The organism is Mesorhizobium sp. f-mel, from assembly GCF_053850215.1.
On record NZ_JBSPTO010000041.1, the window covers coordinates 1 to 22,777 of the forward strand.

Sequence of the window (22,777 nt, forward strand, 5' to 3'; positions counted from 1 at the left end):
CCGCGAATCTCCCGTAGTGACCAACACTACAGAATCACCAATCAGATTCTGTGCAAAGGCCTCACAAGGGGAGAAGGAAAAAGGGAAGAAATCTGTTCACCCCATCTTCACCAGCACGGCGCTTTCGAACTCGATGACCTTGTCGCCGGTCGAATCGAAGGCCTCCGAGCGAAGCGTGAGCAGCCGCCAGCCCGGCCGTGACATGATGGGGCGATGGGCAAGCGCTGTGCGGGTGAAGGTCACGGTTTCTCCGGCATAGACGGGCTTCAGCCATTTGAGGTTCTTGAAACCGGGCGAGGGGCCGAATTCGGGTGCGGGTCCTGCGCCGACCCAGCGGGCGCCCCCCGCCTCCACGCCGGCCTCGAGGTTCAATTTCATCCAGGTTGCAGCTGTGTGCCAGCCCGACGCGCACAGGCCGCCGAATACGCTCTTCTTCGCCGCCTCTTCGTCGAGGTGGAATATCTGCGGATCGTATTTCCTGGCGAACGCCTTGATCGCCTCGGGTTCGAATGTATGCGACCCAAGCGTGACGGTGACGCCGATGCAGAAGAACTCGTCGAGGCTCACGCGCTGGCCCCTCGCGTCAGGAACATGACGGTGTTCTCGAGTTCGAAGACGCCTTCGCCACGCTGGTTGAAAAGCTCGCTGCGCAGGGTGACGAGGCCGAGCTGGGGCTTGGACCTGGACAGGCGCTTGGCAAGGACGGTGGTGTTGCCGCGCAAGATGTCGCCGGCCAGCACCGGCTTCTTCCACCGGACCTGGTCGACGCCGGGGGCGCCTTGCGAGGTCGAGTCCAGCAGGAAGGCGTCGCACAGCATGCGCATGAACATCGCGCAAGTATGCCAGCCGGAGGCCGACAGCCCGCCAAGGATGCTGGCCTTGCCCGCCGCCTCGTCGAGATGCATCGGCTGCGCATCGAACTCTTGCGCGAATTCGATGATCTCGGCCGCACTCACCAGCTTCGTCCCGAGGTCGAGCGAGGCGCCCTCGACGAAATCCTCATAGGCCCAGGTCTTTCCGGTCATGGTCTGGAATCCGGTTCAAGTTTGTACGATCGCCACGGATCGGGGTTCCCGGATGCAGGCAGGGCGCAATTTGGTCAAGTAATTTCTGGTGCGCCAGGCCATCGCGCCCAACGGAATAGAAGCTACAACCAGCCGCGGCGGCGGAAATACCAGAAAGGCAGGATCGCCGACACGATCATCAAGCCGATGGCGAAGGGATAGCCGAGGTGCCATTTGAGCTCGGGCATGATGTCGAAATTCATGCCGTAGATCGAAGCGACCAGCGTCGGCGGCAGGAAGATGACTGCGGCGACGGAGAAGATCTTGATGATGGCGTTCTGCTCGATCGAGATCATGCCGAGCGTCGCGTCGAGCAGGAAGTTGATCTTCTGCGACAGGAAGGTGGCGTGGTCGGCGAGCGACAGCACATCGCGCGACAAGGTCTTGATGCGCGCGCGGATGTCCTTGCTCATCTTGGTCTGGGTTGAGGCGTGGGCGAGAAAACCGGCGAGCCGCTGCAGTGAAATCAGGCTGTCGCGGATCGAGGAGGCGATGTCCTCCTTGCGGCCGATCGCCTTGAGCAATTCCTGGAAGTCGCGGTTGCGCTTGGAAACCTTGGTCGAGCGTGCCTCGAATATGTCGCGCGAGATCGTCTCGATGTCGCGGCCGGCGCGCTCCAGAATGTCGGCGAGGCGGTCTACGATCGCCTCCAGCAGGCCGATCAGGATGGTGTCGCCGCTGGTGCAGCCGGTCGCCACCTTCTCGGCGCGCAGCGGAAACGTCTTGAAGGCCTTCGGTTCGTGATAGCGCACGGTGATCAGCCTGTTGCCGGCCAGCACGAAGGTGACCGGCGACATCAGGGGATCGTCGGCCTCGGTCTGGGCCGGCAGAATGGCGGTCATGAAATAGGCGCCGTCCTCGACGTAAAGGCGGCTGGAAATCTCGATCTCCTCCATCTCCTCGCGCGTCGGAATGGCAACACCGAGCCAGGCCTCGATGGCCGCTTCCTCTTCCTTTGTCGGGTTCAGAAGATCGGCCCAGACGACCTTGTCGCTGTTTGCCAAGAGATCGTCGGCGAGGCGCAGGCGATCATTGTCCACGACGAATGCCTTGATCATCACCGGGTCTCCCTTGCTAAGGCCAAAAGGATGGGTTCGAGCGGGCGCGTCGTTTCGGATTGCACGGGACAGGCGCTTTCGACGAAGGCACGGGCCGGTGCAGACGCCCCTTAGACCGGGCATTGCAGGCAGTCAAGCCGCGCGGAAACGGCCCGTGCGGCGTGCACAGGGCTGTGATCGCAGCGGCGGCCGTGATGGCTTCCGGCGTGCCGTCGGTCAGCTCAGGTGTTGAACTTGAACAGCATGATGTCGCCGTCCTGGACGACATACTCCTTGCCTTCGTCGCGCGCCTTGCCAGCTTCCTTGGCCGCCACTTCGCCGCCCAGCGTGACGAAGTCGTTGTAGGCGATGGTCTGGGCGCGGATGAAGCCGCGCTCGAAATCGGTATGGATGACGCCTGCCGCCTGTGGCGCCTTGGCGCCCTTGTGCACGGTCCAGGCGCGTGTCTCCTTTGGGCCGACGGTGAAATAGGTGATGAGCTGTAGCAGCTCATAGCCGGCGCGGATCACCTTGTTCAGGCCAGGCTCATCGAGGCCCAGCGTCGCGAGGAATTCCATTTCCTCTTCGTCGCTGAGCTGCGCGACCTCGGCTTCGATCGCCGCGGAAATCACCACGGTGCGGGCGCCTTGCGCGGCAGCCATCTGTTCGACCGCCTTGGTATGCGCGTTGCCGGTGGCGGCGTCGGCCTCGGCGACATTGCAGACATAGAGCACAGGGTGCGAGGTCAAAAGGTTCAGCCCCTGCAGGATGCGCAGATCCTCCGCGGAGATACCTTTGAGCAGGATGCGGGCGGGCTTGCCGGCCTGCAGGAGTTCGAGAGCGGCTTCCATCATCGGCAGCACGGTCAGCGCCTCCTTGTCCTTGCCGGAAGCGCGCTTGCGGAACTGCACGATGCGGCGCTCGAGGCTGTCGAGGTCGGCGAGCATCAGCTCGGTCTCGACGGTCTCGGCGTCGGCAACGGGATCGATGCGGCCCTCGACATGGGTGATGTCGCCATCCTCGAAGCAGCGCAGCACGTGGACGATGGCGTCAACCTCGCGGATATTGGCCAGGAACTGGTTGCCCAGCCCTTCGCCCTTCGAGGCGCCGCGCACCAGGCCGGCGATGTCGACGAAGGAGATGCGGGTCGGGATGATCTCCTTCGACTTGCCGATCGCCGCGATCTTCTGCAGGCGCGGGTCGGGCACCGCCACCTCGCCGGTGTTCGGTTCGATGGTGCAGAACGGATAGTTGGCGGCCTGCGCCGCCGCCGTCCTGGTCAGCGCGTTGAAAAGCGTCGACTTGCCGACGTTGGGCAAGCCAACGATGCCGCATTTGAAACCCATTTTTATCCGGTCCTATCGGGAAATCGAAATTTGATGAGGGCTATGGGCGAAAGGGGTGACGAACGTCAAGCCCTGCAGCCCGATCCGTGGCCAGGCTCAACCCTTGCCGCCAAACAGCTTCTTCAGCATGGCGGCCATCGGGCCGGTTTCGGGCAGCTTGGCCGCCGGCTGCTGCGGCCGCGCCTGGCGAACGTGGCTTTGTGCTTTCGGCGCCTTGGGTGGCGGGCGGTCGTCGTCGCCCGTCGGCATGAGCTTGTCGCGCAGGGCCAGCGTCACGCGATTCATGAAGGAATTGTCGTCGCCCTTGGCAAGCAGTCCGGCAGCGTCGGCGATGGTGTCGAGCAGCACGTCCAGCCACTCGCGGTCGCTTTTGGCGAAATCGCCAAGCACATGGCCATGCACCATTTCCTTGACGCCGGGGTGGCCGACGCCAATGCGCACGCGGCGGAAATCCTTGCCGACATGCTGGTCGAGCGAGCGGATACCGTTGTGGCCACCGGAACCGCCGCCGACCTTGACCCGCACCTTGCCGGCGGCAAGGTCGATCTCGTCATAAAAGACGGTCAGCGCCGAGACGTCGAGCTTGTAAAAGCGCAGGGCTTCGCCGACCGACTGGCCGGACAGATTCATGAAGGTCTGCGGCTTGATCAGGATGATTTTTTCGCCGGCAAGCGTGCCTTCGGCGATCAAGCCCTGGAACTTTTTCGACCAGGGCGAAAAGGAATGGCGGCGGGCGATTGCGTCCGCCGCCATGAAGCCGATATTGTGCCGGTTGTTGGCGTATTTCGCGCCCGGATTGCCGAGGCCTGCAAACAGCAGCATCGTCACCTCTAGTGTGGTGGATTTGAAGTTCCTGCCACTTTGACGGCATCAGCGTTCAGGAACTTCAAATCCAAAAACCACACTAGAACTTCATGGTTGCCAGTGTGGCCTTAGAATCCGAAATTCGCCCGGTGCGCTGCTCCAAAGTGATGCGAATTTCGGATTCGCCACACTAGGCGGGAAGGGATTACTTCTCTTCGTCGGCTGGAGCCTCTTCAGGTTCCGCCGCTTCGGCCGTCTCTTCTGCCGCCTCCGGCTTCATCGCCGAGGAGCCGGCAATGGTCGCGACAGTGAAGTCGCGGTCGGAGACCACCGGCTTGACGCCGGCCGGCAGCTTGATTGCCGAGATGTGGATCGAATCGCCGATATCGGTGCCGGTGAGATCGACGGTGATGAACTCCGGGATCGAATTGGCCGGGCAGTGGAACTCGACCTCGTGACGCACGATGTTGAGCACGCCGCCGCGCTTGATGCCGGGCGACTTGTCCTCGTTGATGAAGTGGACCGGCACGTCGACATTGACTTCGGTGTCCTTGCCGATGCGCAGGAAGTCGACATGGACCGGAAAATCCCTGACCGGGTCGAGCTGGTAGTCCTTGGGCAGGACCTGGATCTTCTTGCCATCGACATCGATCGTGGCGATCGTGGTCAGGAACCCGCCGCCATGGATCTTGTAGTAGATGTCCTTGTAGGTCAGCGCAATCGCCAGGGGAGGCTGCTTGTCACCGTAGATTACTGCAGGCACTTTACCGTTGCGGCGAACTGCACGGGCGGACCCCTTACCGACCTGTTCGCGCGCTTCGGCCTTGAGCTCGTAAGTATCGCTCATGGCATTTCCTTTCGCGTTGTTCTGGAGCGTTCGCGGCCGGCGAGATGCCTGGGCCGTAAACGTCGAAAGCCGTCATGGCCTTACATGATCTGGTCCAAAATCTATTTTGGGATCACGTGAGGCCGGACAGCCTTCCGCCGCGTTGCCTCCAAGGGTGTCTACGCGGGTGGCGGCTCTATAGCGGAAGGTGGGACGAGGTGCAAGCCAAAGGCGAGTGGGCAGTGTCTTACTTCGAACTTCGGCTTTGCGCCTCACTTTCAGACATTTGGATCGCGCTTGAAAGCCGACCGCATCCAATCAGTGTCAGACCGGAAACAGGAGTGCCGAAAGCAACGCAGCGACATACAGCCCGACCCCGAAGGACAGATGAGTCATGAGGCCGCGCCGACGCGCAGTGTGTGGGTTGGGAGTTTTCGAGGCTGCAATTCCGGCTCCAAAAGCTGGCTGCATTAGGAAGAATGGGGCGACGACAGTAGACATGCCGACAAGAAGGGCGGGAAGCAATGTCGGATATCGTGCCCAGTCGATGCCCCATACTCCCATCAGCAATGCAGCAAAGACGATGCCGATCGCGTAATGCGCTACCCATCCAATCGGCGTTTCGCCTGGAATTCGGGGAGCCTGCGCGATATCTGCATGCGCGAAACGGCCTCGCGGAAAATGCCCGATCCAGCGGCCGACCCAGGCATAATCAAGCGGCGGAATCGCGAACGCGCGCTTCAGAAACAGTCCCCAAAGATCCATCACCGCCGTCGCGCCCGCTCCGATCGCGGCTGCGCGGACAACGAACTCCAACTGCTCGTTCATTTCTATGCTCCTGTCCTGTCCATGCTGCTGTCTTGGGCGTCAGACACTAGCCGACTTAAACCTCTCGTTCAATGCATTGATTGATTGATAGATTCATGGTAGGTCTGCGATATGAAAAACGCAGGTGTCCATCATCCGATCTTTGACGAAATAGCGGATCTCGCCCGCACGCTGGGACATCCACATCGGCTGGTTCTTCTCCGCCACATTGCCGACGGCGAACTCGCCGTGGAGCAGCTGACGCAGCTTTCCGGGATCGCATTGGCCAACACGTCGCAGCATCTTCAACACCTCAAGCGGGCCGGCTTGGTGCAGACCCGGCGAGACGGGAAACGCGTGCTCTATCGTTTGGCCGATGGCCCGATCGAAAACGTGCTCGCGGCCCTGCGAAGCCTTGCGAACCATAGGCGCGAGCAAATCCGCGAACTTATCAATGACACCATGAGCCGGCCGGACAGGCTGGAGAACATCTCGCGCGAGGAGCTCGTGCGCCGCATGCGGGACGACGAAATCGTACTGCTCGACGTCCGGCCGCAGGAGGAATACGCGGCGGGGCATTTGCCGGGTGCGATCAACATTCCCGTGGGTGAGCTGGAGGAACGACTTGCGGAGCTTCCACGAGAGAAGGTCGTCGTCGCCTATTGCCGTGGTGTCCAGTGCGTTCTCTCCGCCGACGCGCTGGCAATTTTGAGGGCGCGAGGCTGGGCCTCACGCCGGTTCGAAGGTGGTTTTCCCGAGTGGCTGACCTCAAGCCTTGATGTCGACGGCATGAACTACGAGAGCGGCTGACGACCGCAACTGGCGTACCGGCTGCTGTACATTCAAGCTCAGGACTGGCGGCCGAAGGACCTGAACGATCTCCGGAAACACGTCGACCAGCAAGCGGGCGAGGCGCACGTTCTGCGCGGCTGGTGCTCGTTAACCTAGAACCTGGTTCGGTCAATTCCGTGGATATACCACCTGTCTTCTCCAGCCGGATTCAGGCCGCGTGCTTGGAACTAATGACGGGCGAGACTGTTCAGCTATGATTTTGATCCGACGCTGACGTGCCCGGCAGGCTGCGGAAGCGGCAATCTTAAGGAGTTCTCATCATGAAGATTTCGTCCAGATTTCGTTCAGTCGCGGTTGCCGTCATCGCCGTCGCGGGAGTTAGCTTTGCCAGCGCCGCGCATGCCGACAGTGGTACGATCCGCTTCACCGTCTACAAGGCGGCCTTCTTCATCGGTGGCGCCGGAGGCGAGGGCACACTGACCTTCCATGGTCGCCGATATCCCATCTCGGTCGGCGGCATCTCGGGCGGCCTCGCCTTCGGGGCCTCTAAGACCTATTTCCGAGGTACCGTGCGCCACATTCGCCGCGCCCGAGATGTGACGGGGGTGTACGGTGCAGCAGGCGGTGGCGGCGCGCTCGGCAAAGGGGCCCAGGTGATCGTCATGACCAATGACAAGGGCGCCCAACTCGAACTCTCAGGCAAGCAGGTAGGCCTGCAAGTCAACGCAGATCTCAGCGGTATGAGCATCACGGTGAAGTAAACGCCGAAATGGCGGCTCCATTGACGCGGCTGGTGGTCCCAGCAAAGCGCAGTTAAGGAACGGCCGGGCGGCGGTGGCACGGGCAGTTTTGTTGGCCCTTGGGTACAGAAACCGCCCGCAAACCACCAGACGACGACATTTTGAAAGGCTGGCCGCGCACGTCAACACGGATGTCAGCTTCTTCCGGGATCGTCAACCACTGCCCTAAACGGCGACAATGAGGCGCAGATCTGCCGTTCGCGTCGTGGAAGATATGACGCCGGCTTCAGGTCAAAGCCGATGTTCAACCCGACCTATCACTGGTCGCAGCGCTGGCTTTCAGCTTCCTAGCTTCCTTCATGTTCGGCAAAAAAACCGTCAGCAGTCCGAGCAGGGGCAGGTAGGAGCAGATCTGAAAGACGAAGTCGATGCCTTTCATGTCGGCGACAACGCCGAGCACGGCAGCGGCGATGCCGCCCATGCCGAAGGCGAAGCCGAAGAAGATGCCGGCTATCATGCCGACGCGGCCCGGCACCAGTTCCTGGGCGAAGACGACGATGTTCGAGAATGCCGAGGACAGGATCAGGCCGATCAGCACGGTCAGGATCATCGTCCATTCGAAATTGGCGTAGGGCAGAGCCAGCGTAAAAGGCAGCACGCCGACGATCGAGAACCAGATCATCGCCTTCTGTCCGTAGCGGTCGCCGAACGGGCCGCCGAGCAGGATGCCCAGCGCCGAGGCGCCGAGGAACAGGAACAGCATGACCTGCGACATCTGCACCGAAACGCCGAATTTATCGATGGCGTAGAAGGTGTAGTAGCTGGCGAGGCTGGCAACGTAGGCGTTCTTGGTCAGCACCAGCAAGGTCAGCACCGCCAGCGCGCCCATCACCCTGCGGCGCGGGAAGGGCGAGACGAAGCCGGCCGCTTTGTGGTTGGCGAGCGAAGCGCGCAGGCGGCTGTACCAGCCGCCGACCCGCCACAGCACGATGATACCGATCAGCGATCCGACGGCAAACCACGCTATGCTGGTCTGGCCGAAAGGCACGACGATGAAGGCAGCCAGCAGCGGCCCGATGGCCTGGCCGAAGTTGCCGCCGACCTGGAACAGAGATTGCGCCAGGCCGAACCTGCCGCCCGAGGCGAAGCGGGCGATGCGCGAGGATTCCGGGTGGAAGATCGCCGAGCCGATGCCGATCAGCGACGCGCCGATCAGCAGCAGCCAATAGTGTCCGGCATAGGCCAGCACGATCAGGCCGATCAGCGAGGACGCCATGCCGTAGGGCAGCGAATAGGGCATCGGCCGCTTGTCGGTGACCATGCCGATCAGCGGCTGCAGCAATGAGGCCGTCACCTGGAAGGTGAACGTCAAAAGGCCGATCTGCCAGAAATCGAGACCGTAATTGTCTTTCAGCAGCGGATAGATGGCCGAGAGCAGCGACTGCATGATGTCGTTGACACAATGGCAGAAGCTCACCGCAAGAATGACGCTAAAGGCCGTCGCTTGCGCCGAAGTGTGGCTGGCCGTCGCAGGCGTGGCGGCGGTGGTGGCTGTCGTATCGGTCAAGGCATGCTCCGTGGTCTTTTTGGCGGGCGCTCGCGCAGGCAGCCTCATAGCCGGGTTGCCTTATAAGTCACTTGCCGGGCGACTTCTTTCGTGGTTTGGTCCAATAGTTTCGCGAGTGGGCCATTACTCAATGCCGCGTGGCAATGAAATCTTCAAAGTGGGCGACACCGATCTCGGCCAGCTTGCCGACCTCGGGCAGTTGCATGAGCGCCGCTGGCAGTGGCTGGAGCAGGCCGTCGGGCCAGCGGTGGCCCTGCCGACCGAATATCCCGACGGCTACCACGTGCCGCAGCACCGTCACAGTCGCAGTCAGTTGCTGCATGCGCTTGTCGGCGTCGTGCTGGTGACGACGCGGCATGGCCGCTGGATGGTGCCTCCCGATCATGCCATGTGGATTCCCGCGGGCACCGAGCATTCCGTCGAGATGCTTGGCGACGTCAGCATGCGCTCGGTCTATGTGATGCCGGACGCCATTGCGGGGCTGCCGCATGGGCTGCGCGTCGTCGGCATTACAGATCTGATGCACAGCCTGATCGTGGAATCGGAAAAGCTGCCGCAGGGCGCCGAGCTGGAAGGGCGCGGCGGGCTGATCATGAGCCTCCTGCTGCATGAAATCCCGAACCTGCCGGAACGGCCGCTCGGCCTGCCTTTTCCTTCAGATCCAAAGCTTGCGGCACTGTGCCGGCGCTTCGTCGCAGCACCCTCGCCGCACGCGACAATCGACGAATGGGCCGATATCGTCGGCATGAGCCGCCGTTCCTTCACCCGCGCCTTTCATCGCCAGACCGGATTGTCGCTGTCGACATGGCGCCAGCAGGCCTGCCTGTTCGCGGCCTTGCCGAGGCTGGCCGATGGCGAGCCGATCACAAGGGTGGCGTTCGACCTCGGCTATGACAGCGTGCCGGCCTTCATCACCATGTTCAAGCGTATGCTGGGAGCATCGCCGCGGGGCTATATGCGAGGGTCAAGGGACAATATCAGGGTGTCGAACGGGTAACGCATGACCCGAACCTTCGGTTCGCTTCAGCGAAATCGGAACCGATTTCGCTGGGGACCATGCGCAAAATCAAAATGCTACAGCGTCCTTTGCGCGTCCACTGGACGCGCGGCGCTGTAGCGCTGGCAGATTTCAGTCGAACAGGCTCGATACCGATTCCTCGGTCGCCGTGCGCGAGATCGCCTCACCCATCAGGTCGGCGATAGAGATGACGCGGATGTTGCTGGCGTCGAGCACCGCCTGGGTCGGCTGGATGGAATCGGTAATGACCAGTTCCTGCAGCTTCGAGGCGCCGATGCGCGCGATGGCGCCGCCCGACAAAACGCCATGGGTGGTGTAGGCAGTGACGCTGGTGGCGCCGCCGGCAAGCAGTGCATCGGCCGCATTGCACAAGGTGCCGCCCGAATCGATGATGTCGTCGATCAGCAGGCAATCCTTGCCGCGCACGTCGCCGATGACGTTCATGACTTCCGATTCACCGGGGCGCTCGCGACGCTTGTCGACGATGGCGAGTTGAGCATCGATGCGTTTGGCCAGCGCGCGGGCGCGGACCACGCCACCGACATCCGGCGACACAACCATGACATTGGCAAGCTGCTTATATTTCGCCTTCACGTCGCGGGCCATGACCGGCACCGAGAACAGGTTGTCGGTCGGGATATCGAAGAAGCCCTGGATCTGGCCGGCGTGGAGATCCAGCGTCAAGACGCGATCGACGCCCGCCCGCGTGATCATGTTGGCGACCAGCTTGGCCGAGATCGGCGTGCGGCCCGAGGCGCGGCGATCTTGCCTGGCATAGCCGAAATAGGGAATGACCGCCGTGATGCGCTTGGCCGACGAGCGCATAAAGGCATCGATCATGATGAGCAGTTCCATCAGGTGATCGTTGGTCGGGAACGAGGTGGACTGCAGGATGAAGACATCCTCGCCGCGCACATTCTCCTGGATCTCGACGAAGATTTCCTGATCGGCGAAGCGCCTGACGCTGGCTTTGCCCAGCGGGATGTTGAGATAGCGGGCGACCGCTTCGGCCAGCACCCTGTTGGAATTGCCCGCGAAAAGCTTCATGCACCGTTCCTGGTGAAGTATGGAGACTCTGGCAGACTCTCTTGAGCCCCTTAGTCGGGGCTTTTAGCGGCCCGTGCCGGTATTGCAAGCGTCGTGAGCGGAATCCGCAGGCTAATCTCAATAAGCGTCTACGACGAGGGAAGCCGGCAACATATCAGCCCGCCAGTCACCCCGCTTGGCCGCCAAGCCATGTGGCAAACTGGTCAATCGTCTGGTCGGCGATCGCCTGCATGGTCTCCGGCATCACCGCAGCCCAGCCTTCGCCACCATTGGCCGAGGGCGCCTTCTGCTGGCCGTTGATGCGATGCAGCCGGTTGCCTGCCGGGTCATAGACGTCCCAGACATAGATGACGGTGGTGTCCTTGCCTTCCGACATCGTCGAGAAATAGCCCTTCAGCACGTGCGTAGGGGTCTGGCCGGCGCTACCGGCCAAGGTGATGCCGCGCTGCTTGGCTCGCGTCTGAAGCTCCGCGGTCAGCGGTGTCGCCGCTTCCACCGAGGCGCCGACGATCGGCGCTACCTGCAGGCGGGTTCGTGCGATGACGGCGGCGCTCTTTGCGGGCTGCGAGGGGGCGGAAGGCTGTGCCGTTGCGGAAGGATGGGCGGTCGTTGCAGGTGTGGTGGGCGTTGCAGCCGTGCCGGTTCCGGTCGTTGGTACGGCCTGTGTCGACTGCGAGGCGATGGCGGAGGGTTCGAGAACGTCCTTCGCGTTGGTGCAGGCGGCCAGCGTCAGCGCCGCGAGCAATGACACGGTCGTCACATGCGATCGCCTCATTTGCCTCAAAACTCCCTGGCGATGAACGCCCCTTGCATTCTTACCATTATGGATTCATTGCACAATCAAGTCGAGATCATGGCGGGACAGCGGTTTCGGCTGCGATTCGGTCGTCAGATACGTACGGCCGAGCGTCATTGCCGTCTCGGTTTCGGAGTCCATTATGATCATGTGGGCGAACAGCGTCATGTTTGGCGCGATGGGTTCGGGATTGCCCTGATAGAACATCGGCATGTCCATCCATGATGGGGTGAAGCGGGCGCCGAGCGAATAGCCGCAGGCGTTGAGCCGGTGTTTGGTCAAGTTGTGCGCCTCGAGCGTGCGGGCATGCGCGTCGAACACGTCTCCGAAGGTATTTCCGGGCGTCATCACCTTTTCGACGGCCAGAAGTGCGGCGCGCGCGGCATCGAACAGCTCCTGGTGACGTTTCGACACTTTGCCGGTCAGCACCGTGCGCATCATCGCAGCATGGTAGTGGTGGAAGACGCCGGCCCATTCGAGCGTCAACTGGTCGTTCTTGCTCAGCTTGCGACGGCCGGCCTTGTAACGGCAAAGCAGCGCGTCCACGCCAGAGCCGATGATGAACTCGTTCGCCGGATAATCGCCGCCGCCGGCAAAGATCGCGCCCTGCATGGCAGCAAGGATCAGGGCTTCGTCGCCACCCTGCTTGATCAGCGGCAGGGCCGCATCCAGCGCGTCGTCGGCGAGATTTGCGGCCTTTTCCACCTTGGCGATCTCGGCCGGGCTCTTGAACAGGCGCAGCCGGCTGACGATGCCGGACGCGTCGGCGATCTGGCCAAAGGTCTGCAATTGCTCGTCCAGGCGCCGGCCATTGTAGGCGGTCAGGCCGTGGGTGTCGTATTCGACTCCGATGCGGGCGCCGAGCAGGTCGAGATCGTTGAGCAAATTGCGCAGGTCGATCGCCGGATTGGCGCCGTCGCGATCGGTCCACAGCACGATGTTGTCGATAATCGAGGTGTGGCGCGCCTGGCGCAGATCGGCCGAGCGCGTGAGCAGGATCATCGAACCGTCTGCCTTCACCACCAGGCACTGAAAGAAGCAGAAGCCGAACGTATCGTAGCCGGTCAGCCAGTACATGCTCTCCTGCGCAAACAGCAGGACGGCATCGAGCTTCTTCTCGGCGATCTCGATCATCAGCCGATCGCGCCGCGCGTCAAATTCCGACCGTTCGAAATGCAGCGCCATTATTCAGTCTCCAAAACGATTGCCGAAATCTGCCGCCCGTAATCCGGCTCCTTGCGATGGGTGCTGCGCCGGTAGGAATAGAACAGATCCTCCTCGGCGTATGTGCAGCGGCCGAGCCCATCGGCGGTGACGCCGGCTCGAGTCAGCCGATCGACCGTATAGAGGTGGAGGTCGAACATTGCATGTCCCGACTTCGCGGACGGCGCGAAATAGCCGATGTTGTTGGCATCGGCCTCGACGAAGCGGGCGACGAATTCCGGTCCTACCTCGTAGTTTTTGGGGCCGATGGACGGACCGAGAACCGCAACGATGCGCTCGCGCCGGGCGCCGAGGCCCTCCATCGCGGCAATGGTGTTTTCCAGCACGCCCGAAAAGGCGCCCTTCCAGCCGGCATGGGCTGCGCCGATGATACGCGCCTCGGCATCGGCGAACAGCACCGGTCCGCAATCGGCGGTCGAGGCGCCGACTGCAATGCCTGGCCGGTCGGTGACGACGGCGTCGGCCTTCGGCCGCACGCCGGGAAAAGGCTCCCTGACGATGACGACGTCGGGCGAATGGATTTGGTGGGCGGTCAAGAGATGGCTCGCCGGCACGCCCATCCAGTCGGCGACGCGGCGGCGGTTCTCGGCTACCCGCGTTTGGTCGTCGCTCGAGCCGGTGCCGATGTTGAGGCCCCGATAGATGCCGCTGGAGACGCCGCCGAGGCGGGTGAAATAGCCGTGGCGAATGCCTTGCGCCCGCGCCTTTTCCAGCAAGGGCGACCGAACGGGATCCGGTTTGGTCTGATTCAGCATGGCGGCGTTGTTGTCCGTGTGGGCGATTTCGTCAAGCGACAGTCCAAAAATCGGCGACATTCCAAGATGGGCTACAGTCCAAAGATCGGCGACGTCCAAAACGGGCGACAGTCGGAAATTGGGAGAGTGGGAGAGGCGGCAGCGAAAAGTCAATCCGCCGTTGCAAAGGGCGGAACGGCGATGCCGGCAGGCAGGACGGCAAGCACCTTGAACAGGTCGCCCATGGCTTGCGGACCGGCGAGGCGTTCGACCTCGCCTGCAATCTTTTCGCGAGCAGCCTCATCGGCATTGGCGCCGAGCTGGCCGGCGCGTTCGAGAAGGCCCATTTCCACCAGGAATTCGCCTTGCGTGGAGAGATGGGCAACGAGGCCATGCGCCCGCACAATCGCGGCAAGGGCGGCGAAATCGACATGGGCGGTGAGATCGGCTTCTCCCGGATTGGCCAGCACATCTTCGTGATCGTGCTTGCGCAAGGCCTGCAACGTGTCGCCGATCCCTGGCCGGAAATAACCATAGTCGAGGAACAGGCCGGCGCCACCGAGCCGGGCCAATCGCTCAGCGATGGTCGCCATCAGCGCGGCTCGGGCCGGCGCGACCTCGACGATCGCGCCCTGTGGCGCGTTTTCGGCATCGTCCGGCAACAGCGTCGGATCGACCGAGCCGGCGCCGGCGAAGAAGTGCAATTCGTCAGCGTCATCGAGGCCGATCATCCGTTCGCGCCAGCCTGTTCCGGCACGGACGAACTGGCGGATCGGCACCGCATCGAACAATTCATTGCCGACGATGAAAAGCGGGGTCTGTGGCAGCGTCTCGATGCTTTCGTGCCAGCCGATCGCGGTAGGCGTGGCGGCAAGCGTTTGCTTCTGGACATCTGCAAGCCTCAGGCTGGTTTCGATCATGGCGAACGATGCGCCGGCGGTCAGCGCCGGATCGAGCCGCGAAAGCGTGCGCAGCATGTCCTTCATCAATGTGCCGCGGCCGGGGCCGATCTCGGCGATGGTGACCGGCATTGGCCGGCCGTTCGCCAGCCAGGCTTCGTAGAGCCAGACAGCGACCAGCTCGCCGAACATCTGGCTGATTTCCGGCGCGGTGACGAAGTCGCCGGCAGCTCCGAACGGCTCGCGCGTTGTATAGTAGCCGTCCCGCGGATCGAACAGGCAAAGTGCCATATACTGGTTGACGGGGATCGGCCCCGCCGCACCGATCAGCTCGACGATGCGGGCTTTCAGTCGGGTCATACCGGCTGTGGCTGTGTAACCGGCTTTGCCGTCGCCATCGCCCAGATGCCGGCCAGCAGCATCGGCAGCGACAGCACCATGCCCATCGTCAGCCAGCCAGTGCCGAGGAGGTAGCCGAGCTGCTGATCGGGCTCGCGGAAGAATTCGACGAAAATGCGTGAGAGACCGTAGCCGGCGATGAAGGCGCCGCCGACGAAGCGCGGTGTCTTCAGCTTGAGCCGCGAATGGGTGAGGAAGCGCAGGACCAGAAACAGCACCAGGCCTTCGAGCAGCGCCTCGTAGATCTGGCTCGGATGGCGCGCAAATGGCCCGCCATTGGGGAATTCGACGGCCCATGGCGCGTCGGTCGGCCTGCCCCAGAGTTCGGAGTTGATGAAATTCGCCATGCGGACGAGGCCAAGGCCGACCGGCACGCCGGCCGCCACCACGTCGAACAGCGACCATGTGCGGATACCGCGCGACCAGGAAAACAGCGTCATGGCGAGAATGACGCCGAGCAGCCCGCCGTGGAACGACATGCCGCCCTGCCAGACGGCAAGGATATCGAGCGGATGGGCGATGTAACGTGGCAGGTCGTAGAACAGCACGTAGCCGACACGCCCGCCAAGCACCACGCCGATGGCCGCCCACACGATGAAGTCGTCGAGATCATCGGGCTTCATGGGCCCGGTGCCGCCGGGCCAGAGCCTTGCATTGGTGACGAGCCGCTTGGCATACCACCAGGCAAAGAGAATGCCGACGATGTAGCCGACGCCATACCAATGCACCGCCAGCGGCCCGATCTTGACGATGACCGGGTCGATATTGGGAAAGGGCAGGGCGGCCAACGGCAGCATAAAATATTCGCTCAACAGGATCTCCCGGTTGCGATCATGTTCGGGCGCGACCATGCGGCAGGGTTTTGGCGGGGTCAAGGCGACGTGGATGCTTGCATTCCGCGTCGCGCGCCACTACGTCAAATCGAGCAAGCGAGGATTTGCCATGTCGACCGGACCGAATCGCATTCTCGATGAATTCGCCAAGCTGATGACCGACGCTGCGGGTGCCGCGCAAGGCGTGCGCCGCGAAGTGGAAACCGCCTTCAAGGGGCAGGCCGAGCGCGTTCTCAACTCAATGGACCTGGTGCAGCGCGAAGAATTCGAGGCCGCCCGCGATATGGCGGCGAAGGCCAGGGAGGAAAACACCCGTCTCGCTGCGCGCATCGAGGCGCTCGAGGCGAAGCTCGCCGAACTGACCGGACAGGCCGCACCTGCGGCTGCGGCAAAGCCCAGATCAAAAAAATAATCGTTAAACTTTTCCACAAAGCACAATCGCAAAAAGCGCTTTGTCGTGAATCGCTTACCGGCATTGCGTGAATCTTTGTGACAGCGGCTTTCCACATGCGAATGACGCAGTGCGAAAAATTGGGCTGGTCACGCGACTCCCGATCAATAGACTGAATTTGTTGCATGATTCGGAGCAGGGTCATGCGCCGGGCGGTGGGGTCCGGTCTGGGCTCTTTGCGTTGACGAAGTCCCGGCCGTCCGAGTTCTAGACAAGATTGTTCGTTGTGTGTGCCCCCGCGGAGCGTGTGGCGCTCACTAGAGCGACGTGCGTCCACTTGGACGCACAAAGTACGCTCTAGAACTTTGAACGTTCGCGTCGTGCTTTTCGAAAATCGAACCGATTTTCGGGCCGATGCGAAGGAACGACAGGAAGCATTCATGGAACTTCTCGAACTCGAATTCTCGCGCGAAATCCATCCCGTTGATGTTATCGAGCAGGTGGCCCACAACAACGACTGGTCCTTCGAGCGGGCCGGCGACGACGAGATTTCGATTTCGGTTGCCGGAAGCTGGACCGACTACCACGTCTCATTCTCCTGGATGGAGGATTTCGAGGCGCTGCATCTGGCTTGCGCTTTCGACATCAAGGTGCCGGAGGCGCGCGCGCTCGAAGTGATGCGGCTGCTTTCGCTGATCAACGAGCAGATGCTGTTCGGCCATTTCGACCTCTGGGAACAGGAAGGCGCGATCATGTTCCGCCAGTCACTGCTGCTCGCAGGCGGGGTCGAGCCGTCGAGTCAGCAGGTCGAGGTGCTGTTGTCGTCGGCTCTGGAAGCCTGCGAATGCTATTTCCAGGCGTTCCAGTTCGTCGTCTGGTCGGGAACCTCGGCCAAGGATGCGCTCGCCGGCGTCCTGTTCGAGACCTACGGAAACGCCTGAGCCAGACCTGACCCTCAATGAGTTCGAGCAGCCAGCGCAAGCCCGAGATCAGCTTCGCCGATTTCGACCGGGTCGATATCCGCGCCGGCACGATCGTCGAGGCCGAGCCGTTCCCCCAGGCGCGCAAGCCGGCGATCAAGCTGAAGATCGATTTCGGCCCGGCGATCGGGGTGAAGAAATCGTCGGCGCAGATCACCAAATATTATGCGCCCGAGACGCTGATCGGCCGGCAGGTGTTCGCGGTGGTCAATTTTCCGCCGCGGCAGATCGGACCCTTCATATCGGAAGTGCTGACGCTTGGCTTTCCCGACGAGGAGGGTGCTGTCGTCCTCGGCGCAATCGAACGCAGGGTGCCTGACGGTGGCCGACTGTTCTAGCAAGGCCTTCTCAGGCGGCTAGTTTTCGCGTGGTGCCCAGCGCCTCTTCAACCGTCTCCAGGAACATTTCCGCGCAGGCCTTCCAACTATAGCGCATTGCCCGTTGGCGCGCCTCGGCGCGGTCGACGTGGAGCGCGGCGAGCGCGGCTTCACGCAAATCGTTCGACACCGCTCCGCCAACGCCGTCGCCGACAATGTCGATCGGTCCGGTCACCGGATAGGCTGCGACCGGCGTGCCGCTGGCCAGCGCCTCGATGATGACATTGCCGAACGTGTCGGTGCGGCTGGGAAAGACGAAGACATCGGCCGAGGCGTAGATTTCGGCCAGTTCGTCGTTCGGGCGGTGGCCAAGGAAATGGGCATCGGGGTATCTGGCCTTGAGCCCGGCCAACTCCGGTCCCTCGCCGACGATTACCTTGCTGCCGGGCAAATCCAGGTCGAGGAAAGCGGCCAGGTTCTTTTCGATCGCAACGCGGCCGACACAGAGGAAGATCGGTCGCTTGAGCCCCAGATCCTTCTGCTTGTCCGGGCGGAAATGGTCGGTGTCGACGCCGCGCGTCCATGGCCTGAGCTTGGTGAAGCCGCGCGCCGCCAGATCGTCCGCCAGCGATTGTGTGGCGACCAGTGTGCCTTGTCCGGAATTGTGGAAATCGCGAAGCCAGCGATAGGTCCAGGCTTCCGGTATTGGCAGCCGCGCGCTCAGATATTCCGGAAAGCGCGTGTGATAGCTTGTCGTGAACGGCCGGCCGGCCTTGCGGCAATAGCGCCGCGCCATGATCCCGAGCGGGCCTTCGGTGACGATATGGATATGATCGGCGTTGCGCGCTTCGATCAGGCGCGCGACGTGGCCTGGCCTCGTCAGCGCCAGCCGGATATCCGGGTAGGTCGGCAGGGGCAAGGTGCGAAATATGTTCGGGGTCAGGAAGTCCGTCTCGACGTCGAAGGATTTGAGGGTTTCCGAAAGCCGTTCCAGCGTGTGGACGACGCCGTTGACTTGCGGGCGCCAGGCGTCGGTGACCATCAGGATGCGCATAGCAGCCCTTTGCTTGAAAGGTCGTCGGTTTCCTTGATGCGAGGCCGCAAGGCCGAATCAATCAGGATCACGCGCTTCATGCGCGCTCTTCAGCATGGTTTCATGACGCCCCGATGAAGGCATAGCCGATGGCCGTCTACAACCACAGGAAAGCACGATGCGTAGGTTCAAAAGTATCAGAGCGTACTTTGTGCGTCCAATTGGACGCACGTCGCTCTAATCAGGCCGGAACCTTGATGACGGCGCGCAAGCCGCCGAGCGGGCTCTTGTCCAGCATGATGTCGCCGCCATGGCTACGGGCAATGTCGCGTGCGATGGCAAGGCCAAGGCCGGTACCGCTGGCATCGAGATTGCGGGCCTCGTCAAGCCGCACGAAAGGCTTGAACACGTCCTCGCGCTTTTCTGGCGGAATGCCCGGACCGTCGTCGTCGATGGTGACGAGCAGCGAGCCGCGGCCGTGGTTGGCGTTGATCTCCACCGTCTTGGCGTAACGGAAGGCGTTGCCGACGACATTGGACAACAGCCGGGCAAAGGCGTGGGGCCGCACATGCAAATTTGGGTCGCCGGCGAGCGTGGTCGACAGTTTGCGTTTGCGCAGCGTGGCCTCCTCGCCGAGCTTGTCGAAATAGGCTTCAAGATTGAAACGGCCGGCGTCTTCCGTCGCCTCGCCGCGGGCAAACGCGAGATAGCCTTCCAGCATCGACTGCATGTCATCGATATCCTGGCCGAGCGCCTCGGTGTCGGCCTTGGTCCCGGTCAACGCAAGCTGCAGCTTGAAGCGGGTGAGGATGGTTCTCAAATCATGACTGACGCCGGTCAGCATGGCGGTGCGCTGTTCGAGCTGGCGTTCGATACGCTCGCGCATCTGGATGAAGGCAAAGCCGGCGCGGCGAACCTCCTCGGCGCCGCGCGGACGGAAATCGAGCGGCATCGGCCGGCCCTTGCCGAAACTTTCGGCGGCCTCGGCCAGCGTCAGGATCGGCCGGATCTGATTGCGCAGGAAAGGGATGGCGATCATCAGCAGCACCAGCGAGGTGCCGACCATCCAGATCAGGAAAATGTGCGTGTTCGAGGCATAGGCCTGGCTGCGGCGCACGAAGGCGCGCAGCACCTTGCCCTCGAGCTGGACACGGACCTCGATGATATTGGAATTGCCGACCGTATCGATCCAGAACGGACGGTTGATCTGATGGGTGATCTCGGACGAGAGAATTTCGTCGAGGATCGAGAAGAACGGCTTTGGACCGGGCGCCGGCAGCGGATCGGGCGGAAGCAAGTCGATCTTCAGCTGCATGCGATCCTGCGCGATGCGGATGATGTTGGCGTAGTCGGCGTCGTTCGGATAGGTTTCCACCAGGTCGACGATTGCGGCAATGTCGCGGACCGTGGCCTGCGACAGGCGCTGTGTCACGGTCTGCCAGTGGCGTTCCATGAAGACAAAGGCGAGGACCGATTGCAGCAGGATCATCGGTGCGATGACGATGATCAGCGAGCGGGCATAGAGCCGCTTCGGCATGTAAAGCGAAACGAGGCGCCAGAACCGTTTCCAGGCGAGCGGCACCGCCTTCAGTGCCCGCGTGGCGCGAGCGCTCAAGCCGCGATCTCCCGGCCGTTCCAGTTGCGTGGTCGCCATTCGCCCTTTTTGCTCATCTTCAGCCACTCAACAAGGGGCTGTGGGCGTCAGTCTATTCCACGCTGAGCCGATACCCAATACCGCGCACGGTCTGCAGCCAGACCGGATTGGACGGATCGCGTTCAATCTTGCGGCGCAGCCTGTTGATCTGGACGTCGATGGTGCGTTCGCCGACATCGGACTCGTCGCCGACAAGCTCATGACGCGGTATCGTTTCGCCGGCCCGCGCCGCGAAGATCGCCAGGATCTCCTGCTCGCGGTCGGTCAGCTTCAGAGCCTCGCCGCCGCGCTTGAGCTCCCGCCTGGCGATCTGGAACGTGTAAGGGCCGAAGACCAGTTGCTCGACTTTGGGCGTCGTTGCCGGACCGCCGCGGCGCAGGATGTTGTTGATGCGCAGGATCAATTCGCGGGGATCGAAAGGCTTCGGCAGATAGTCGTCGGCTCCGGCCTCGAGCCCGGTAATCCGGCTGTCGGTCTCGGAGAGCGCGGTAAGCATCAGGATCGGCACGTTCTTGCTTGCCCGCAGCGCCTTGGCCAGATCGACACCGGTTTCGCCCGGCATCATGATATCGAGCACGAGCAGATCGAAATCGAGGCCGGCGAGCTTGCGCCGCGCTTCGCCGGAATTTCCGGCAACGGTGACGCGAAAGCCGTTTTCGGTCAGATATTGTTTGAGAAGATTGCGGATACGGGTATCGTCATCAATCACCAGCAGATGCGGCGCGTCGTCGTCCGGTGCTGCCGGTTGATCAACCCTTTCAATGGTCTCCATGGCTTTTCCCTGACGTTTTTGCGGGCACAATGTCGATCTGCGCTCTTAGTTCCGGATTGACCATTGCTTCCAGGAAGCGCTCGATCAAGGTGCGTTCGGTGGCTCCGGCATCTTCCAATGCAGCATGGATGCGGCGTGACTGTGGCCGTGCCAGCGCCAGTGCCAGAGCGCGGCCCTTGGCTGTCGGATAGAGCTCGCGCTGGCGGCGGTCGCGCGGGCCCTGCAGCTGGACGATGTGGTCGGTGTCGATCAGCTGCTTGAGCACGCGCGCCAGACTCTGCTTGGTGATCTTCAGCACGTCGAGGAGTTCGGCGACCGTCAGGCCAGGCCTGCGATTGACGAAATGCAGAACCCGGTGATGGGCCCGGCCGAAGCCATAGTCGGACAGGATCTGGTCCGGATCGGAGGTAAAATCGCGATAGGCGAAGAAGAACAGTTCGATGATGGCAAAGTCGATGCCGTCCTCGTCGGTGATCGCCGTCCTGATCGGTTTTCCGGCTGGGTGGCTGCGATCTGTCATCTTTTCTCCGTGCGAAAGGGAAATTATGTCAGTACTATTGACGTAATTTCCCGGCAATGCTAATTTTTGACAAGCTTTTCGGCGGATTGCGAACGAAAAGGCAAGGGAAGGCCGTTTTTCCGGAACTTCCTGTGTTTGCCAGAGCTTATATATCCGCCTACGCTTCGAGATACCGGCCGCCCGGTGCGGCTGACAAGAAACGCGCAACGATAATGTGCGGGCGGCCGCCCGCGGGAGGTTACCATGGCATCCGTTCCCTTTGACCAAATGGACGGCTTCATCTGGATGAACGGCGAGTTCGTCAAATGGGCCGACGCCAAGATCCACGTGCTGACCCATGGCCTGCACTACGCCAGCGCGGTGTTCGAGGGCGAGCGCGCCTATGGCGGCGAGATTTTCAAGCTGACCGACCACAGCGAGCGCCTGCACGAATCGGCACGCCTGCTCGGCTTCAAGATTCCCTATTCGGTTGCCGAGATCGACGACGCCTGCCGCACGCTGTTGAAGAAGCAGGGTTTCCAGGATGCCTATGTCCGGCCGATCGCCTGGCGCGGCAGCGAACAAATGGGCGTTTCGGCGCAAAACAGCCGGATCAACTGCGCCATCGCCATCTGGCAGTGGCCGAGCTATTTCGATCCGGCACAGAAGCTGAAGGGCATCCGTCTCGATCTGGCCGAATGGCGCCGCCCCGATCCGCGCACCGCGCCGTCGAAATCGAAGGCTGCCGGCCTCTACATGATCTGCACCATGTCCAAGCATGCCGCCGAAGCCAAGGGCTATGCCGACGCCATGATGCTCGACTGGCGCGGCCAGGTTGCGGAAGCGACCGGCGCCAATATCTTCTTCGTCAAGGACGGCAAGATCCACACGCCCACCCCCGATTGCTTCCTCGACGGCATCACCCGCCGTACTGTGATTGGCCTTGCCAAGGATCGCGGCTTCGAGGTGATCGAGCGCACCATTATGCCGGAAGAGCTCGAAGGCTTTCAGCAGTGCTTCCTCACCGGAACAGCGGCCGAGGTGACGCCCGTTTCAGAGATCGGTCCATACCGATTCGAGGTGGGTGAAATTGCCAAGACTCTGATGAACGACTATTCTGCAGCCGTTCAACCCAAGCACGCAATCGCAGCAGAATAACGAAAGTCACAGCTTTTTTTATAAGTAGGGGCGGTTTTCG

General features: G+C 62.0%; 25 protein-coding genes. 7 read left to right on the plus strand and 18 right to left on the minus strand.

What is annotated here, in order from left to right; translation table 11 throughout:
* Positions 1-96 precede the first annotated feature (96 nt).
* The 7 genes from ACWUKX_RS28770 to ACWUKX_RS28800 all read right to left on the minus strand — a co-directional run bounded on the left by ACWUKX_RS28770 (position 97) and on the right by ACWUKX_RS28800 (position 5,905).
* Positions 97-567, minus strand: a complete 471-nt coding sequence (locus ACWUKX_RS28770) for a MaoC family dehydratase (protein ID WP_455837935.1) — start codon at positions 565-567, stop codon at positions 97-99.
* Positions 564-1,025, minus strand: a complete 462-nt coding sequence (locus ACWUKX_RS28775; protein ID WP_127211201.1) for a MaoC family dehydratase — start codon at positions 1,023-1,025, stop codon at positions 564-566. The genes ACWUKX_RS28770 and ACWUKX_RS28775 overlap by 4 nt, the downstream gene beginning before the upstream one ends.
* A 122-nt stretch (positions 1,026-1,147) precedes the next feature.
* Entirely contained in the window at positions 1,148-2,122 is a 975-nt protein-coding gene (corA, locus tag ACWUKX_RS28780) for a magnesium/cobalt transporter CorA (protein ID WP_456010058.1), read from the minus strand.
* Between the two features lie 221 nt (positions 2,123-2,343).
* Positions 2,344-3,447: a redox-regulated ATPase YchF gene (gene ychF / locus ACWUKX_RS28785; protein WP_456010059.1), complete on the minus strand. Its 1,104-nt coding sequence runs from the start codon at positions 3,445-3,447 to the stop codon at positions 2,344-2,346.
* Between the two features lie 96 nt (positions 3,448-3,543).
* A complete protein-coding gene (pth, locus tag ACWUKX_RS28790; protein ID WP_456010060.1) occupies positions 3,544-4,269 on the minus strand; it encodes an aminoacyl-tRNA hydrolase in 726 nt (241 codons plus the stop codon).
* Positions 4,270-4,456: 187 nt separating this feature from the next.
* Positions 4,457-5,098: a 50S ribosomal protein L25/general stress protein Ctc gene (locus ACWUKX_RS28795; protein WP_456010061.1), complete on the minus strand. Its 642-nt coding sequence runs from the start codon at positions 5,096-5,098 to the stop codon at positions 4,457-4,459.
* A 303-nt stretch (positions 5,099-5,401) separates the two neighbouring features.
* On the minus strand, positions 5,402-5,905 hold the full coding sequence (locus tag ACWUKX_RS28800; protein WP_456010063.1) for a DUF2938 domain-containing protein: 504 nt from the start codon (positions 5,903-5,905) through the stop codon (positions 5,402-5,404).
* Between the two features lie 111 nt (positions 5,906-6,016).
* Here ACWUKX_RS28800 and ACWUKX_RS28805 point away from each other — a divergent pair, with 111 nt between their 5' ends.
* Both ACWUKX_RS28805 and ACWUKX_RS28810 read left to right on the plus strand, forming a co-directional pair.
* The gene (locus ACWUKX_RS28805) at positions 6,017-6,694 is read left to right on the plus strand and encodes an ArsR/SmtB family transcription factor (protein ID WP_456010064.1); all 678 of its coding nucleotides are present in this window, start codon (positions 6,017-6,019) and stop codon (positions 6,692-6,694) included.
* A gap of 302 nt (positions 6,695-6,996) precedes the next feature.
* Positions 6,997-7,437: a hypothetical protein gene (locus ACWUKX_RS28810; protein WP_456010065.1), complete on the plus strand. Its 441-nt coding sequence runs from the start codon at positions 6,997-6,999 to the stop codon at positions 7,435-7,437.
* Positions 7,438-7,720: 283 nt separating this feature from the next.
* Here ACWUKX_RS28810 and ACWUKX_RS28815 read toward each other — a convergent pair whose 3' ends face one another.
* Entirely contained in the window at positions 7,721-8,983 is a 1,263-nt protein-coding gene (locus ACWUKX_RS28815) for an MFS transporter (RefSeq protein WP_456010066.1), read from the minus strand.
* 130 nt (positions 8,984-9,113) lie between these two features.
* Here ACWUKX_RS28815 and ACWUKX_RS28820 point away from each other — a divergent pair, with 130 nt between their 5' ends.
* Complete coding sequence (locus ACWUKX_RS28820) at positions 9,114-9,980, plus strand: AraC family transcriptional regulator (protein WP_065011959.1); 867 nt, start codon at positions 9,114-9,116, stop codon at positions 9,978-9,980.
* 132 nt (positions 9,981-10,112) lie between these two features.
* Here ACWUKX_RS28820 and ACWUKX_RS28825 read toward each other — a convergent pair whose 3' ends face one another.
* From ACWUKX_RS28825 to lgt, 6 genes are all read right to left on the minus strand, one after another.
* Positions 10,113-11,048 (minus strand): ribose-phosphate pyrophosphokinase, encoded by a 936-nt coding sequence (locus ACWUKX_RS28825; protein ID WP_065011960.1) that lies wholly within the window; start codon positions 11,046-11,048, stop codon positions 10,113-10,115.
* A gap of 166 nt (positions 11,049-11,214) precedes the next feature.
* Positions 11,215-11,823 (minus strand): hypothetical protein, encoded by a 609-nt coding sequence (locus ACWUKX_RS28830; RefSeq protein WP_456010068.1) that lies wholly within the window; start codon positions 11,821-11,823, stop codon positions 11,215-11,217.
* Positions 11,824-11,877: 54 nt separating this feature from the next.
* Positions 11,878-13,029, minus strand: a complete 1,152-nt coding sequence (locus ACWUKX_RS28835) for a M24 family metallopeptidase (RefSeq protein ID WP_456010069.1) — start codon at positions 13,027-13,029, stop codon at positions 11,878-11,880.
* On the minus strand, positions 13,029-13,823 hold the full coding sequence (pgeF, locus tag ACWUKX_RS28840; protein ID WP_456010071.1) for a peptidoglycan editing factor PgeF: 795 nt from the start codon (positions 13,821-13,823) through the stop codon (positions 13,029-13,031). The genes ACWUKX_RS28835 and pgeF overlap by 1 nt, the downstream gene beginning before the upstream one ends.
* Positions 13,824-13,972: 149 nt before the next feature.
* A complete protein-coding gene (locus ACWUKX_RS28845; protein WP_456010073.1) occupies positions 13,973-15,061 on the minus strand; it encodes a class I SAM-dependent methyltransferase in 1,089 nt (362 codons plus the stop codon).
* A complete protein-coding gene (gene lgt, locus ACWUKX_RS28850) occupies positions 15,058-15,912 on the minus strand; it encodes a prolipoprotein diacylglyceryl transferase (RefSeq protein WP_456010075.1) in 855 nt (284 codons plus the stop codon). Before lgt ends, ACWUKX_RS28845 begins: the two co-directional genes overlap by 4 nt.
* Before the next feature lie 130 nt (positions 15,913-16,042).
* On the opposite strand from lgt, the gene ACWUKX_RS28855 reads away from it, so the two are divergent.
* The 3 genes from ACWUKX_RS28855 to ACWUKX_RS28865 all read left to right on the plus strand — a co-directional run bounded on the left by ACWUKX_RS28855 (position 16,043) and on the right by ACWUKX_RS28865 (position 17,642).
* Entirely contained in the window at positions 16,043-16,345 is a 303-nt protein-coding gene (locus tag ACWUKX_RS28855) for an accessory factor UbiK family protein (RefSeq protein WP_065012050.1), read from the plus strand.
* A 419-nt stretch (positions 16,346-16,764) separates the two neighbouring features.
* Positions 16,765-17,265, plus strand: coding sequence for a type III secretion system chaperone family protein (locus ACWUKX_RS28860; protein WP_006202532.1), 501 nt, complete (start codon positions 16,765-16,767; stop codon positions 17,263-17,265).
* A gap of 17 nt (positions 17,266-17,282) precedes the next feature.
* Positions 17,283-17,642 (plus strand): tRNA-binding protein, encoded by a 360-nt coding sequence (locus ACWUKX_RS28865; protein ID WP_456010077.1) that lies wholly within the window; start codon positions 17,283-17,285, stop codon positions 17,640-17,642.
* Positions 17,643-17,652: 10 nt separating this feature from the next.
* Here the strand turns inward: ACWUKX_RS28865 and ACWUKX_RS28870 are convergent, their stop codons facing one another.
* The 4 genes from ACWUKX_RS28870 to ACWUKX_RS28885 form a co-directional block, all read right to left on the minus strand.
* Positions 17,653-18,675, minus strand: a complete 1,023-nt coding sequence (locus ACWUKX_RS28870; RefSeq protein WP_456010079.1) for a glycosyltransferase family 4 protein — start codon at positions 18,673-18,675, stop codon at positions 17,653-17,655.
* A 220-nt stretch (positions 18,676-18,895) separates the two neighbouring features.
* Entirely contained in the window at positions 18,896-20,308 is a 1,413-nt protein-coding gene (locus ACWUKX_RS28875; RefSeq protein ID WP_029349982.1) for an ATP-binding protein, read from the minus strand.
* A 52-nt stretch (positions 20,309-20,360) separates the two neighbouring features.
* Positions 20,361-21,080 (minus strand): response regulator, encoded by a 720-nt coding sequence (locus tag ACWUKX_RS28880; protein ID WP_456010081.1) that lies wholly within the window; start codon positions 21,078-21,080, stop codon positions 20,361-20,363.
* Positions 21,067-21,600: a MarR family winged helix-turn-helix transcriptional regulator gene (locus tag ACWUKX_RS28885; protein ID WP_029349986.1), complete on the minus strand. Its 534-nt coding sequence runs from the start codon at positions 21,598-21,600 to the stop codon at positions 21,067-21,069. The genes ACWUKX_RS28880 and ACWUKX_RS28885 overlap by 14 nt, the downstream gene beginning before the upstream one ends.
* Positions 21,601-21,843: 243 nt before the next feature.
* On the opposite strand from ACWUKX_RS28885, the gene ACWUKX_RS28890 reads away from it, so the two are divergent.
* Positions 21,844-22,737 (plus strand): branched-chain amino acid aminotransferase, encoded by an 894-nt coding sequence (locus ACWUKX_RS28890; RefSeq protein WP_029349987.1) that lies wholly within the window; start codon positions 21,844-21,846, stop codon positions 22,735-22,737.
* The last annotated feature ends 40 nt before the right edge of the window (positions 22,738-22,777 follow it).

Excerpts from the sequence above, each read along its gene's own strand:
- ACWUKX_RS28860 (WP_006202532.1), top strand. The coding sequence starts at position 16,765 with ATGGAACTTCTCGAACTCGAATTCTCGCGCGAAATCCATCCCGTTGAT.
- ychF (WP_456010059.1), bottom strand. The coding sequence starts at position 3,447 with ATGGGTTTCAAATGCGGCATCGTTGGCTTGCCCAACGTCGGCAAGTCG.
- ACWUKX_RS28880 (WP_456010081.1), bottom strand. The coding sequence starts at position 21,080 with ATGGAGACCATTGAAAGGGTTGATCAACCGGCAGCACCGGACGACGAC.
- ACWUKX_RS28805 (WP_456010064.1), top strand. The coding sequence starts at position 6,017 with ATGAAAAACGCAGGTGTCCATCATCCGATCTTTGACGAAATAGCGGAT.
- ACWUKX_RS28825 (WP_065011960.1), bottom strand. The coding sequence starts at position 11,048 with ATGAAGCTTTTCGCGGGCAATTCCAACAGGGTGCTGGCCGAAGCGGTC.
- ACWUKX_RS28835 (WP_456010069.1), bottom strand. The coding sequence starts at position 13,029 with ATGGCGCTGCATTTCGAACGGTCGGAATTTGACGCGCGGCGCGATCGG.
- ACWUKX_RS28865 (WP_456010077.1), top strand. The coding sequence starts at position 17,283 with ATGAGTTCGAGCAGCCAGCGCAAGCCCGAGATCAGCTTCGCCGATTTC.
- ACWUKX_RS28775 (WP_127211201.1), bottom strand. The coding sequence starts at position 1,025 with ATGACCGGAAAGACCTGGGCCTATGAGGATTTCGTCGAGGGCGCCTCG.
- ACWUKX_RS28800 (WP_456010063.1), bottom strand. The coding sequence starts at position 5,905 with ATGAACGAGCAGTTGGAGTTCGTTGTCCGCGCAGCCGCGATCGGAGCG.
- ACWUKX_RS28820 (WP_065011959.1), top strand. The coding sequence starts at position 9,114 with ATGCCGCGTGGCAATGAAATCTTCAAAGTGGGCGACACCGATCTCGGC.
- ACWUKX_RS28845 (WP_456010073.1), bottom strand. The coding sequence starts at position 15,061 with ATGACCCGACTGAAAGCCCGCATCGTCGAGCTGATCGGTGCGGCGGGG.
- ACWUKX_RS28885 (WP_029349986.1), bottom strand. The coding sequence starts at position 21,600 with ATGACAGATCGCAGCCACCCAGCCGGAAAACCGATCAGGACGGCGATC.
- ACWUKX_RS28830 (WP_456010068.1), bottom strand. The coding sequence starts at position 11,823 with ATGAGGCGATCGCATGTGACGACCGTGTCATTGCTCGCGGCGCTGACG.
- pgeF (WP_456010071.1), bottom strand. The coding sequence starts at position 13,823 with ATGCTGAATCAGACCAAACCGGATCCCGTTCGGTCGCCCTTGCTGGAA.
- ACWUKX_RS28810 (WP_456010065.1), top strand. The coding sequence starts at position 6,997 with ATGAAGATTTCGTCCAGATTTCGTTCAGTCGCGGTTGCCGTCATCGCC.
- ACWUKX_RS28795 (WP_456010061.1), bottom strand. The coding sequence starts at position 5,098 with ATGAGCGATACTTACGAGCTCAAGGCCGAAGCGCGCGAACAGGTCGGT.
- ACWUKX_RS28855 (WP_065012050.1), top strand. The coding sequence starts at position 16,043 with ATGTCGACCGGACCGAATCGCATTCTCGATGAATTCGCCAAGCTGATG.
- corA (WP_456010058.1), bottom strand. The coding sequence starts at position 2,122 with ATGATCAAGGCATTCGTCGTGGACAATGATCGCCTGCGCCTCGCCGAC.
- ACWUKX_RS28890 (WP_029349987.1), top strand. The coding sequence starts at position 21,844 with ATGGCATCCGTTCCCTTTGACCAAATGGACGGCTTCATCTGGATGAAC.
- ACWUKX_RS28875 (WP_029349982.1), bottom strand. The coding sequence starts at position 20,308 with ATGGCGACCACGCAACTGGAACGGCCGGGAGATCGCGGCTTGAGCGCT.
- pth (WP_456010060.1), bottom strand. The coding sequence starts at position 4,269 with ATGCTGCTGTTTGCAGGCCTCGGCAATCCGGGCGCGAAATACGCCAAC.
- ACWUKX_RS28870 (WP_456010079.1), bottom strand. The coding sequence starts at position 18,675 with ATGCGCATCCTGATGGTCACCGACGCCTGGCGCCCGCAAGTCAACGGC.